Genomic DNA, 13,055 nt, shown 5'->3' with positions numbered 1-13,055 from the left:
CGGTATGTCCGAGCAGCAGCACGTCCGTGCGGACGGGACGGTCACGTTCCTTCCGCACCGGCTCAACCGCCACCCCATGGTCGTGCGCGGCCTCACCGCCGACGAACTGTGGATCTGCTGCGGCCTGTCCGGCGCCGCCGGCATGCTGGTCGGCGCGCCTCTGTCCTGGGTGTTCCGCACGATCGCCATCGCGCCGACGTTCGTCGTGCTGGGCGTGGCCCTGGGCGTCTTCATCGGCGGCGGCATCCTGCGCCGCCTCAAGCGCGGGCGCCCCGACACCTGGCTGTACCGGCAACTGCAATGGCGCATTGCCACGCGCCATCCGCTGATGGCGGGATGGGTAGGCGGCCACGTGCTGATCTCGCGTTCCGGCTTCTGGTCCACCCGAAGGTCTGCCTCAAGGGGAGCACGATGAGCCGCTTCAAGAATGAGATCACCCACCTGCAGGCGCACATCAAGACGCTTCGCCTGGGGGCCGGTGCGCTGGTCATCGTCGCCCTGGTCATGGGCGGCGGCTGGTGGAGCGCGCCGCGCGACCTGACCATCCACGTCCCGCCCGATCTGCGCTCCGGCAGTACCCGAAAGTGGTGGGAAGTGCCGCCCGAATCGGTCTATGCGTTCACGTTCTACGTGTTCCAGACCCTCAACCGCTGGCCGACGAATGGCGAAGAGGACTACCCGCGCAACCTCCATACGCTCTCGCCGTATCTCACCCCGTCCTGCCAGGCCTTCCTGCGCGCGGACTACGACTACCGCCGCAGCACGGGCGAACTGCGCCAGCGCGTGCGCGGCATCTACGAAATACCCGGCCGCGGCTACGGCGACGACCCCACGGCGCGCGTGCGCGTGGTCTCCGACCGCGACTGGGTGGTGACGCTCGACATCACCGCCGACGAGTACTACGGCGCCGAGCAGGTCAAGCGCGCGCTCGTGCGCTACCCGGTGAAGGTCACGCGGGTGGACGTTGACCCCGCCCGCAACCCGTTCGGCCTGGCGCTGGACTGCTACGACGGTGCCCCCCAGCGCATCAGCGCCCCGGAGCCGACGCGCCCGGCGCCTGGCGGCCTGTCTCCGCAAGCGCCCCAAGGAGGAAACACCCCATGAAGCATCCTGTACTCGTGCTGCTGGGGCTGCTGGCCGCGGCCGCGGCACCCGTCTCCCATGCTGTGGAGATTCTGCGCTGGGAACGCATGCCGCTCGCGGTGCCGCTGAAAGTCGGCCAGGAGCGCATCGTGTTCATCGATCGGAACGTCCGCGTGGGAGTGCCTGCGGGCGTTGGCGAGCGCCTGCGCGTGCAGAGCGCGGGTGGCGCGGTGTACCTGCGCGCCAGCGAGCCGATCGAGCCCACGCGGCTGCAATTGCAGGACGCCGACACGGGCGCGCTGATCCTGCTCGACATCGCGGCCGAGCCGCCCAAGGACGGCGAAGCCGAGCTGGAGCCGGTGCGCATCGTCGAGGGCAGCAGCACCCCGGCGCGCTATGGCGATCAGCCAGGCGGTGCCGATGAGGCCCCGGCACGCGCCCAGGATCAGGCAGGTACGCTGGCAGCGCGGCGCGAGACGCCGGTTCCGGTCGTCCTGACGCGCTTTGCCGCGCAGAACCTCTACGCGCCGCTGCGCACCGTGGAGCCGTTGCCGGGCGTCATGCGGGTGAACCTGCGCCGTGGCCTCGACCTCGGCACGCTGATGCCGACGCTGCCCGTGCGCGCGGTCGCTCTCGCGTCGTGGCGTCTGGAAGACCAGTGGGTCACCGCCGTGCGTCTGACCAACAGCAGCAGCGGCTCGGTCACGCTCGACCCGCGCGTGCTGCAAGGCGATTTCCTCACCGCCACCTTCCAGCACGAAGCGCTCGGCCCGCGCGGGACGCCCGAGGACACGACCGTCCTGTACCTGGTGACGCGCGGGCACGGCCTCGCGCAATCGCTGCTGCCGGCGATCCACCGCTTCGACCCGGCTGCGCTCCTGCCGCAGCCGGAAGCGGAAGCCGACGACGGCAAGGAGGCCCGCCATGCGCAGTAACGGCTTGCTCAAGTGGCTGATGATCCCGGTCGCCTTGCTGGTGCTGTTCGTTGCCATCCGGCTGTTCTCCGGCGGAAGCACGTCGGCACCGCCCGCCGCGGATGCCGGCTCCAAGCTCACGCCCGAGGAAATGAAGGCGTTGGGCATCGAAGGCGATACCCCGCGCGATACCGTGGCAACGCTCGTCGCCCAGGTGAAACAGTTGCGCACCGAGCTTCAGACCGCGCTGACCGACAACAAGTCGCAGCGCGAGGAAAACCAGCGGCTGCGCCAGCGGGAGAACTCCATTGATCAGCGCATCAATTCGGCCCTCGAATCCGAGCGCTCCAACCTGCGCCGCGACCAGGAACAGGCGGCCAGCGCGCGCCAGCAGACCGAGGGGCTGCTCGCCGACCTGCAGCGGCGCCTGGACAGCATTGGCGGGCGCGGCGGCGGTCACGCTGATCTGCCGGTGGGCCTGGGGCTGCGCGGCGGCGACGAGGCCGGCATGGAAGGCGGCATGCGCTGGGTCGAACCGGACGACGCGAAGAAGGCCGAGGGCCGCAATGGCAGTCGTGGCGCAGGCAGCGGCATGAGCTTCCCGACGAGCTTCGGCCCGGCACAAAGCACACTGGAAACCACCGCGGAAACCGTGGCGAACGCCGGCGCAGGTGCGGCAGGCGTCAAGAGCGCCAAGCCGGTCTATACCGTGCCGACCAACTCGACACTGATGGGCTCCGTGGCGATGACGGCGCTGATTGGGCGCGTGCCGATCGACGGGACGGTGAACGATCCGTACCCCTTCAAGGTGCTGGTCGGGCCGGACAATCTGACTGCCAACGGCATCGACATTCCCGACGTGGCCGGCGCGGTGTTCTCCGGAACCGCATCGGGCGACTGGACGCTCTCGTGCGTGCGCGGCCAGGTTCGCAGCATCACCTTCGTCTTCAACGACGGCACGATCCGCACGATTCCCGAAGACCGCGAAGGCAACCAGCAGAACAACCAGCAGCGCGACGGCCTGGGCTGGATCAGCGACCCGCACGGCATCCCGTGCGTCAGCGGCGAACGGCGCAGCAACGCCCAGCAGTACCTCGGGTCGCAAGCTCTGATCACCGCGGCCGGAGCCGGCGTGGCCTCGCTCATCGAGAGCGACAGCGGCCGCATGTCCTACGTCGGCTCGGACGGCGCCATCGGCACCGTGGGCATCAGCGGCAAGGAAGCAGTCGGCCAGATCCTCGCGGGCGGCGTCCGGGACATGTCGACCTGGGTCAACAAGCTCTACGGACAGGCTTTCGCCGCCGTCTATGTGCAGCCAGGCGCCAAGGTCGCCGTCCACCTCGAAAAGCCGCTGGCCATCGATCACGACCCCGAAGGCCGGCGCGTCGATCACCGTGCAGGAGAAAGCCATGCGCTCGAACTCGATTAAGGGCCTCGCGCTGGCCGCGGCCGTCGCCGTGCTCAGCGGTTGCGCCACCAGCAAGGAAGAACTGCTGACCCATAGCGACCGCACCATGATGGACATCTGGCAGCAGGAAACGGGTGGCGGCGGCAGTGGCACCGGCCAGGTCGCGCGCCGGCAGTTGCTCGACGCGCGCCAGAGCCTGCGCCGGCCGCTGACCGACGCCGATGTGCAGGCTGCGCCCGTCGAGCAGATGCGCTACACGCGCACGGCGCGCAACGAGGTTTATCGCCAGTTCCAGCGCCTGCCCAACCCCGATCTCGTCATGTATGTGTACCCGCACCTGGCGGGCACGGACCCCGTGCCGGTTCCGGGCTACACGACGGTCTTCCCCCTGTACCAGCGCGTGCAGTACGCCATGCCCGGTGAACGGCTGGAGGACTATTGATGCGCTGTGAACTTCCCTGGCCGAAGCTGGCCGCATCCGGCACCGGCGACGAAGAGAAGCCGGACGGCTGGCAGCGCCACGTCGAGGCCTTGCGCCAGGCCGGCGTCCCTGAACCCGGCGCAGCGGTCCAGGGCCGCAGGCCGGCGACGGTAGCCGACGAGCAGGCGCTGTACGACGTCGCGCCGTCGTTCGCGGAACTGCTGCCTTGGGTGGAGTTCTTGCCGCAGTCGAAGTCCATGCTGCTGGAGGATGGGCAGTCGGTCGCTGCCTTCTACGAGCTGGTGCCGCTGGGCACCGAGGGGCGGGAGCCCGGCTGGCTCGCACATGCCCGCGATGCCTTGGAGAACGCGCTCCAGGACTCGTTCGATGAGCTGGACGAAAACCCCTGGGTACTCCAGCTCTATGCCCAGGACGAGCCCAGCTTCGACCAGTACATGCAGACCCTGCGCGACTACGTGCAGCCGCGTGCCCGCGGCACCGCTTTCACCGAGTTCTACTTGCGCTTCTTCGGCCACCACCTGCGCGCGGTCGCCAAGCCGGGCGGCCTGTTCGAGGACACGGTGGTCACGCGGCTGCGCTGGCGCGGCCAGACGCGGCGGGTGCGCATGGTGATCTATCGCCGTGCAACTGGGCAGGCAAGCCGCCGCGGCCAGACGCCCGAGCAGATGCTGAACATCGTCTGCGACCGCCTGTGCGGCGGCCTGGCGAACGCCGGCATCCAGGCACGGCGCATGGTCGCAGCCGACGTCCACGACTGGCTGCTGCGATGGTTCAATCCGCGCCCGGCGATGCTTGGACCGAGTGCAGAGGACCGGGAGCGCTTCTACGCGCTGGCGCGCTACCCCGACAGCACCGAAGAAAGCGAGGCCGGCGAAATCGAGCTGGCGAGCGGGCGGGATTTCAGCCAGCGGCTGTTCTTCGGCCAGCCACGCTCCGACGTGGAGCACGGCACCTGGTATTTCGACGGCATGCCGCACCGCGTGCTGATCACCGACCGGCTGCGCATGCCGCCCGGCACCGGACACCTGACCGGCGAGACCCGCAAAGGGGATGCCATCAACACGCTGTTCGACCAGATGCCGGAAGACACCTTGCTGTGTCTCACGATGGTCGCCACGCCGCAGGATGTCCTGGAAGCGGATCTCAACCACCTGGCGAAGAAGGCCGTGGGCGAGACGCTGGCGTCGGAGCAGACGTTGAAGGACGTGCAGGAAGCCCGCTCCCTCATCGGCAGCGCACACAAGCTCTACCGGGGGACGCTGGCATTCTACCTGCGCGGACGCGACGAAGCGGAACTGGACCGGCGCGGCCTGGACCTGGCGAACGTGATGCTCAATGCTGGCTTGCAGCCGGTGCGCGAGGACGACGAGGTGGCGCCGCTCAACAGCTACTTGCGGTGGCTGCCATGCTGCTACAACCCCGGCCAGGATCGGCGCAAGTGGTACACCCAACTGATGTTCGCTCAGCACGCGGCGAACCTGTCGCCGGTGTGGGGCCGCGCTCAAGGTACGGGGCACCCGGGCATCACGATGTTCAACCGCGGTGGCGGGCCGATCACCTTCGACCCGCTCAGCCGCCTGGATCGGCAGATGAACGCCCATCTGTTCCTGTTCGGCCCCACCGGCTCCGGCAAGAGCGCCACGCTCAACAACCTCTTGAATCAGGTCACGGCCATCTACCGACCGCGGCTGTTCATCGTGGAGGCTGGCAACAGCTTCGGCCTGTTCAGCGACTTCGCACGCATGCTCGGGCTGACGGTAAACCGGGTCAAGCTGGCCCCAGGTTCGGGCATCAGCCTCGCGCCATTCGCAGACGCGCGTCGGCTGATCGAGACGCCCAGCGACGTGCAGACGCTCGACGCCGACGCGCTGGATGAAGACCCGCCACCAGATGCCTCGGCCATGGAGGCGGACGAGCAGCGCGACGTGCTCGGCGAACTGGAGATCACGGCGCGGCTGATGATCACGGGCGGAGAGGACAAGGAGGAAGCCCGGATGACGCGGGCTGACCGCTCGCTGATCCGTCAGTGCATCCTCGACGCCGCCGAGCACTGCGTGGCCGACAAACGCACGGTGCTTACGCGCGACGTGCGCAACGCGTTGCGCGCCCGCGGCCAGGACCCGACGCTGCCCGAAATGCGCCGCGTGCGGCTGCTGGAGATGGCGGATGCGATGGACATGTTCTGTCAAGGCACGGACGGCGAAATGTTCGACCGCGACGGCACGCCGTGGCCCGAAGCCGACATCACCTTGGTTGACCTCGCGACATACGCCCGCGAGGGCTACAACGCGCAGCTCTCCATCGCTTACATCAGCCTGATCAGCACGGTGAACAACATCGCCGAGCGCGACCAATACCTGGGACGCCCGATCATCAACGTCACCGACGAAGGCCACATCATCACGAAGAACCCGCTGCTCGCGCCCTACGTCGTGAAAATTACAAAGATGTGGAGGAAATTGGGGGCCTGGTTCTGGCTCGCGACGCAGAACATCGACGACCTGCCGCGCGCCGCGGAGCCCATGCTCAACATGATCGAGTGGTGGATCTGTCTCAGCATGCCGCCCGATGAAGTTGAGAAGATCGCGCGGTTCCGCGAACTCTCGCCCGCGCAGAAGGCGCTGATGCTTTCGGCGCGCAAGGAAGCGGGGAAATTCACCGAAGGCGTCATCCTCTCCAAGAGCATGGAAGTGCTGTTCCGCGCCGTGCCGCCGTCCCTGTACCTCGCCCTCGCGCAGACAGAACCCGAGGAGAAGGCCGAACGCTACCAGCTCATGCAGCAGTACGGCTGCACCGAACTGGAAGCGGCTTTCAAGGTGGCCGAGAAGATCGACCAGGCCCGCGGCATCGAGTCGCCGGCCCTGGAACTGTCGTAAACCGGAGAACGCCATGGAACAGAAACGTCCTTCCATTCCGATGCAGGTCCAGGCGTTCCGCCGTCGCCGCTGGCGGCCTCGCTGGCCCTGGGTATTGGCTGCTGCGCTGGTCGCGCTGCTGCTGATCTGGCTGGTGTCCCGGACGCCCGGCGAATCCTCAGCGCCGTCGCGCGCGCCGGTCAGCACGGCGCAGGTCGCTGGGCCACCCTGGCAGATGGGCAACCCGGAAGGCCGTTTCACGCTGACGCTCTATGCCGACCTGGAATGCCCGTTCTGCCGGGAGTATTTCCCGCAGCTCAAGCGCTGGGTCGGCAACAACACCGACGTGGCGCTGCAATGGCATCACCAGCCGCTGGCCGCGCACGAGCCTGCCGCGTCGGCCGAGGCACGTCTGGCCGAGTGCGCCGCCGAAGCGGGCGGGCATGCGGCGTTCTGGCAGGCGGTCGAATGGGTCTATGCCCACACGCGCAGCGACGGCCAGGGCTTGCCCGATGGCTTGCGTTACCCCGAAACAACGTCAGCCATCGAACAGTGCATGGCTAGCGAGCGCCCCAACGTGGCCATCCGCGCGCAGGCCGCGGAAGCCACCAAGAGCGGCGTGACCGCCACGCCGTCGCTGCGACTGCTCGATCGCCAGACGGGCCAGGCCATCCTGTTGCAGGGGCCGATCGAGGGCGATGCCTTGCTCTCGGCCATGGACCTGCTGGCGGCCGGGGAAATGGCCAGCGACGCGCCGGGTTCGCCCGCCACCCCCACATCCGAAATGCCTGCCGACGTTGTCGGCGACATGCCCAGGTAGCCCTCGGTCTTGAAGGCTACGGCGCGGCTCGCCGCGCTGACCGCTACCCGTTCGCTTTCGCATCCTGGCCGCGAACAATCACCGCCGCGCGGTGATGGATGCACCTTGTTCCGCTGTTTCCATCCCCAGGAGGGCTTGCCCTCCCAGGGTGGCGCCCTCCGCTCACTTTCTGGAGGTCCGCCATGTCTCTCGTCGCCAACGACTCCTGCGTGGAGCCACGTTTTGCCCCCATGTCCCAATCCGATGACTGGATCATCCGGCAAGCCATCGCGCTGCTGGAGCAGCGGGTCTTCAAGAAGGGGCCATCCCTGGAGAGGCCTGCCGCCGTCAAGGACTACCTGCGCCTGAAACTGGCCGCCGAGCCCAATGAAGTCTTCGCCATCGTGTTCCTCAACAGCATGCACGAGGTGCTGGCCTACGAGCCGATGTTCAGAGGCACGATCCATTCGACCTCGGTGCATGCGCGTCCGATCGTGCAGCGTGCCTTGGAACTGAATGCGGCAGCGGTCATTTTTTCTCACCAACACCCTTCGGGCTGCACGGAGCCGTCGAGCGCGGACCGTGCGTTGACCCAAACGCTGAGGGCCGCGTTGTCGCTGATCGACGTGAGGGTGCTGGATCACCTCATCGTCGGCCAGGGCACGCCGTACTCGTTCGCGGAATCCGGCCTGCTGTAGCCCGCTCCTTGATCCACGCGGAGGCTTCGGCCTCCGCTTTTTCATGGGCGCGAGACAAGCAGGTATGCGGGCAGTGCGCGATGCGCATTGTTTGTTGGGGCCGCGTCGGCTTCGCGTTTGACTACTGCTCTGATCAACTTCAAGGGCACGCGACATGCCAGCATCTCTTTCCAGGTTCGCGCCGGGCTGGCGAACCCTCGGCCTGGCCGTGGCGCTGCCGGCAGCCCTGGCCGTTTTCAGCCCGGCCACCTTCGCCGCCGACGTGGTGGTCGTCACCGACAGCCGCCACCCGGTCAAGACCATGGGCGGCGAGCGGCTGATCGAACTGAACGAAGCCCACAGGATTGAAGCGGAGCTTTCCGCGGGACTGCCCACCGACCCCGAACAGGCGACGGCCATCGTCAAGCGCCGGCTGAATGGCGGCGGTGCCGATCTGCAGCGACGCATCGCTTCCGCATACCAAAGCGTTACCGACGCATGGAGTCTCGGCATCACCAGCCTCCCGGCCGTGGTGGTGGACAGGCGCTATGTGGTCTATGGCGAGTCGGATGTGGCTCGCGCTGTCGCGCGCATCGAGCAGCACCGGAGGACCCAGCCGTGACCCGACCATTCGACCTGATGCGCCGTCTGCATGCTGGCGTGGCTTCGTTGCTGCTGCTCAGCGCCACGGGCAGCTACGCCCTCAACACTGCCACCATCGTCGGCTCGGTAGCGTCACCCGACTGCCTCGAATACCGCGTCGTTGGCATCTGCTACTGGCTCTATTGCACCTGGACCGGCTGCACGGTGCGCACGTCCATCAAGGTGCGCCACTACATCCCCGATGCGGTGGTGTCGTCGTACTCGAATACCGGCGAAAACCCCTGGGTCGAGGTCCGGGCAATGAGCACGCCCAACCCGTCCGCCCAAGCGGGCGGCGATGGAACCACGAACGAGGATCACGAAAACAACCTCGCCAAGTTCAAAAACTCGGACGTTATCGGCCACCCCGGCGTCGAGGTGTTCAACCAGTTCGTCTCGTCGTCGGGTTACTTCTGCGAGGGCGCGGGCACGGCGTTCATGCCGTACTTGCTCAGCACCTTGGACACGCTGGCCTGGCGCTACAACGTGCCCGAGATGGCCTACCCGGAAGCGCTGATTCCGGGCCGGCGTGAGGTCGGCGCACGCACCACGATGAACCTGTGGGGCAACGTGTATCCCCGTGGCGGCTTCCTGCACCAGACCGACGACTTCAAGGCCGGCGCAGTGGTGGCCCAGCGTGCAGGCGATGTGGTCACGCGCCGGGGGCAGATCCACGTCTATCAGCCGTTGCTTGCCAACTCCCGCGACGGCTACTGGCCGGCAGGCGCGCTGATGGAGGGCGATGCCTCGACCGGAAAGTGGCAAGAACTCACGCCCGTCCTGTCGTCGTCCTGCACGGTCTTCCCGCGCAGCGGCTTTCTTACCCAGGCGCAGCAAGGCGACTACGCATGGGCGCTGTGGCGGCCGTATGCCTGCTGCGAACGCCGGGGCCAAGTGTTCCTGGGCAGCGTCGATTTTCTCTGAGGTGGTGCCATGAAGTTCCGTCCTGCATTCAATCCGTTCTCCCGCCGGGCACGTCGCACGGAGATCGTCCTGGCGCTGGCCGGCGCCCTCGCGCTGGGCAGCGGCGTGGCCTGGGGTCAACTGGGCTACCAGACCAGCGGCAGTGTCATCGGCGATGACGTCATGTACTCGATCGGTGGCGGCAACGCCGTGTCGATGGGCCGTGCGGCCGGCATGCGCTCTCTCGGTGTCGGCGTGGGTTGGAACAGCAACTTGATCTGCGGCGACATGAGCATCCAGACCACGTTGAAGAACCAACTTAACGGCATCACCAACGGCTTCCAGCAAATCATGTCGTCGGTGATCCAGAGTGCCACCAGTGCGGTGGCATCGTTGCCCGCGCTGATCATCCAGCGGGCCGATCCCGGTTTGTACAACCTGCTCACCAATGGCGTGCTGCAGGCGCGACTCGATTTCGACCGCAGCAAGCTGACGTGCCGTGCCATGGCCGAGAAGATGGCCGAAATGGCGGGCGGCCAGCTCGGCTGGAGCCAGATGGCCGAAGGGCTGGCGCTGCGCGATGCCGTGTCGAGCACGGATGCGGTCTCGGCCATCGAGCAAGCCGAGACGCGCCGCGGCAATGACGGCGTGCCGTGGGTCGGGGGCAGCAACGCGGGCGGCTCCGGCCAGCCCGCGATCAAGGTCGTCGGCGATGTCACCCGCGCCGGCTACAACCTGGTCAACGGCCGCGGCGTGACCGACACCTCATCCATCGCGCCGGCCAGTTGCAGCAGCCTCTCGTGCCAGACCTGGGCCTCTCCGCAGGCCGCCGTCGAGTGGGCCACGCGCGTGCTCGGCGAGAAGGAGCAGCGCACGTGCGATGCCTGCACCAAGACCGAGACGACGCCGGGCGTCGGGCTCACGCCGCTGATCCAGGAGGAGTACGACGCCAAGCTGCAGGCGCTCCAGGACCTGGTGACCAAGGCCAAGAACACGACGCCGGAGAACCTGCGCGAAGCTGGCAGCGCGTCGCTGCCGATCACGCGCGGCGTGATCGAGGCGCTGCGCGACGAGCCCGACCAGCACCTGCTGTCGCAGCGCTTGGCGTCCGAAGTCGCGCTGGCGTCCGTGCTGGAGAAAGCGCTGCTGCTGCAGCGCACGCTGCTCACGGGCAAGAAGGAGCCCAACGTCGCGGCCAACGAGCTTGCCGTTGAGGCGGTGAACCACGAGAGCGACACGCTCGACCGTGAGATTCGCAACCTCAAGACCGAACTGGAGCTGCGGCGCGAGCTGGCGAACAACTCACCCATGGCGATCATCCAGCGCCACGGCGCACGTGCGGCCGGCTCGCGCGGCATCTACGAGGGCGATCCTGTGCCGGACCGTCTCGACCAGCTCCAGAAGGGCAACCCGGGGAGTCGGCCATGAGCCCGGCGCGCATGGCCTGGCGGCCGCTGCGCTGGTTGTTCAGCCGGCGCGCGGCGAAGACGCTGCTGTGGCTGGTGCTGATCGTTGCCGCCGCCGTGGGGGCGAACGTCGCGGGCATCTACCTAGTCGGCAGCGTTGCAGGCTGGGAACGGTGGCTGACGGCCTCCGCAGGGTATTTCTTCATCTGGCGGCTGTGCGTGTACGCGGCAACGGCCTATGGATGGTTCTGGATGCGCCGCCGGGTGCTCGCCCGCGAAGACCAAAGCGGGACAGATGGGCAGGCGCGGCGCCGGCTGATCCGCACCGAGGTCGCCGGCGTCGTCGCCATCGTCGCGCTGGAAGCCAGCCTGTTGATGCAGGCCGCTTGAGGGGAGATCGGGGCCATGACGCTCTTCACGACCGACTATCTGGAGTACTACCTCACCCTCGTGTCCTGGATCGTCAACAACGGTATCTGGGCCGTGCTGGTGTCCAGCGGGGTGTTCGCGCTGCCTTTCGTCGCCATCGTCGTGCAGGAGTGGCTGAAGGCCCGCGCGGAAGGCGCTGACGAGGGCAACAAAGGCGTTCTGAGTGCCGCCCGTATCGAGAACCGGGTGTTCGTCGCGATCGTGGTGGTGATGTTCGCGGGCATTCCGTTCATCGACGTGGACCTCAGCACCATCCAGTACGACAGCTCGCGCTCGGCGCAGTGCCAGGTCAGCGTGCCGCAGCCCACGGAAACCGGCTGGTCGCAGTCCTTCAGCACCATCAACAACCAGTCGGCGAAGGTGCCGGTCTGGTGGGCTTTCATGCACGCGCTCTCGCGCGCCGTCACGAGCGCCTCGGTAGCGGCGATCCCGTGCGGTACGGACCTGCGGCAGATGAGGATGGAGATCGACGCGACCCGCATTGACGACCCGGTACTGGCTCAGGAGGTCGCGGACTTCTCGCGGGATTGCTATGGGCCTGCGCGGGCCAAATTGTTCATGCAGCGCCCGGATCTCGATGAGCAGCAGATGCACGACGTAACCTGGATCGGCTCGCGCTTTTTCACGGACACGGGTGGCTACTACGACAGCTACCGCTCCAGCACGGCGCGCGAGGCATGGCCCTATGACGACACCCGCGATGCAGGCCTCGCGCAGGTTGCCAATGGTGGCGGCTACCCGACCTGCAGGCAGTGGTGGTCAGACGGCAGCAACGGCCTGCGCGCGCGGCTGCTGGGGCAAGTGGACCCGACCCTGCTGAATCGCCTGGCGGGCTGGGCCGGGTTCCTCAGCCGGGCCGAGGTGGACGATTCGGTGATCCGCGCCATCGCGTCACCGCGGCAGCAGAAACTGAACCAGGGCAGCGTCTATACGGACTACGGCGGCCAGATCGACAAGACCCTGCCGAACATCGTGACGCGCGCCACGGGCGACGTGGGGATGGCAGTCGGCGCGATTGCCGCGTTTCCTGCCATGGATGTCGTGCGCCAATCCCTGCCCATGATCCTCGCCTTACTGAAGATGGCGCTGGTCATCTGCATCCCGCTCGTGCTGGTTGTGGGCACCTACGACCTGAAGACGGTCGTCACCGTCAGCGTCGTGCAGTTCGCGCTGTTCTTCACGGACTTCTGGTTCCAGCTCGCACGCTGGATCGATTCAACGATTCTGGACGCGCTTTATGGCTGGGGCTTTGGCTGGAACCGGCCGCACACCAACTTTGACCCGCTGGTAGGGTTGAACAACGCCTTCGGCGACATGCTCCTGATGTTCGTCATGGGCACGATGTTCCTGGTTCTGCCGGGATTCTGGCTGGCGAGCCTTACCTGGGTTGGGATTCGGGCCGGGCACGTCATCCAGGGACTTTCCGATGGCAGCAAGAGCGCCGGCCAAGCTGGCGGCAAGGGTGCCGGGGCGCTCACCGGAGGAAAACTGAAATAG

13 protein-coding genes are annotated in these 13,055 nt (G+C 67.2%); all 13 read left to right on the top strand.

Annotation, left to right across the window (positions count from 1 at the left end; translation table 11 throughout):
• Positions 1 to 4: 4 nt before the first annotated feature.
• The 13 genes from RN01_RS02720 (at position 5) to RN01_RS02660 (ending at position 13,055) form a co-directional block, all read left to right on the top strand.
• A complete protein-coding gene (locus RN01_RS02720; protein WP_039016606.1) occupies positions 5 to 415 on the top strand; it encodes a TIGR03750 family conjugal transfer protein in 411 nt (136 codons plus the stop codon).
• Positions 412 to 1,104 (top strand): PFL_4703 family integrating conjugative element protein, encoded by a 693-nt coding sequence (locus RN01_RS02715; protein ID WP_003821110.1) that lies wholly within the window; start codon positions 412 to 414, stop codon positions 1,102 to 1,104. The genes RN01_RS02720 and RN01_RS02715 overlap by 4 nt, the downstream gene beginning before the upstream one ends.
• A complete protein-coding gene (locus tag RN01_RS02710) occupies positions 1,101 to 2,018 on the top strand; it encodes a TIGR03749 family integrating conjugative element protein (protein ID WP_039016605.1) in 918 nt (305 codons plus the stop codon). Before RN01_RS02715 ends, RN01_RS02710 begins: the two co-directional genes overlap by 4 nt.
• Entirely contained in the window at positions 2,008 to 3,426 is a 1,419-nt protein-coding gene (locus tag RN01_RS02705; RefSeq protein WP_003821113.1) for a TIGR03752 family integrating conjugative element protein, read from the top strand. The genes RN01_RS02710 and RN01_RS02705 overlap by 11 nt, the downstream gene beginning before the upstream one ends.
• Positions 3,407 to 3,847, top strand: coding sequence for a TIGR03751 family conjugal transfer lipoprotein (locus tag RN01_RS02700; protein WP_003821115.1), 441 nt, complete (start codon positions 3,407 to 3,409; stop codon positions 3,845 to 3,847). Before RN01_RS02705 ends, RN01_RS02700 begins: the two co-directional genes overlap by 20 nt.
• Positions 3,847 to 6,723, top strand: coding sequence for a conjugative transfer ATPase (locus RN01_RS02695; RefSeq protein WP_039016604.1), 2,877 nt, complete (start codon positions 3,847 to 3,849; stop codon positions 6,721 to 6,723). The genes RN01_RS02700 and RN01_RS02695 overlap by 1 nt, the downstream gene beginning before the upstream one ends.
• A gap of 13 nt (positions 6,724 to 6,736) precedes the next feature.
• A complete protein-coding gene (locus RN01_RS02690) occupies positions 6,737 to 7,522 on the top strand; it encodes a thioredoxin domain-containing protein (protein WP_012614069.1) in 786 nt (261 codons plus the stop codon).
• A gap of 182 nt (positions 7,523 to 7,704) precedes the next feature.
• On the top strand, positions 7,705 to 8,199 hold the full coding sequence (locus RN01_RS02685) for a JAB domain-containing protein (protein ID WP_003821118.1): 495 nt from the start codon (positions 7,705 to 7,707) through the stop codon (positions 8,197 to 8,199).
• A gap of 154 nt (positions 8,200 to 8,353) precedes the next feature.
• Positions 8,354 to 8,800 carry a TIGR03757 family integrating conjugative element protein gene (locus RN01_RS02680; protein WP_026083770.1) on the top strand — a complete coding sequence of 149 codons (447 nt, stop codon included), beginning with the start codon at positions 8,354 to 8,356 and terminating at the stop codon, positions 8,798 to 8,800.
• The gene (locus RN01_RS02675) at positions 8,797 to 9,744 is read left to right on the top strand and encodes a TIGR03756 family integrating conjugative element protein (RefSeq protein ID WP_017640439.1); all 948 of its coding nucleotides are present in this window, start codon (positions 8,797 to 8,799) and stop codon (positions 9,742 to 9,744) included. The genes RN01_RS02680 and RN01_RS02675 overlap by 4 nt, the downstream gene beginning before the upstream one ends.
• A 9-nt stretch (positions 9,745 to 9,753) precedes the next feature.
• Positions 9,754 to 11,151: an integrating conjugative element protein gene (locus tag RN01_RS02670; RefSeq protein WP_039016603.1), complete on the top strand. Its 1,398-nt coding sequence runs from the start codon at positions 9,754 to 9,756 to the stop codon at positions 11,149 to 11,151.
• A complete protein-coding gene (locus RN01_RS02665) occupies positions 11,148 to 11,519 on the top strand; it encodes a hypothetical protein (protein WP_039016602.1) in 372 nt (123 codons plus the stop codon). The genes RN01_RS02670 and RN01_RS02665 overlap by 4 nt, the downstream gene beginning before the upstream one ends.
• 15 nt (positions 11,520 to 11,534) lie before the next feature.
• Complete coding sequence (locus tag RN01_RS02660) at positions 11,535 to 13,055, top strand: conjugal transfer protein TraG N-terminal domain-containing protein (protein ID WP_003821126.1); 1,521 nt, start codon at positions 11,535 to 11,537, stop codon at positions 13,053 to 13,055.

The sequence above is a fragment of the Cupriavidus sp. SHE genome, assembly GCF_000812445.1.
GTDB classification, from domain to species: Bacteria; Pseudomonadota; Gammaproteobacteria; order Burkholderiales; family Burkholderiaceae; genus Cupriavidus; species Cupriavidus metallidurans.
The sequence above is the reverse complement of the archived record's forward strand: the minus strand, read 5'-3'. Positions and strand labels throughout refer to the sequence as shown.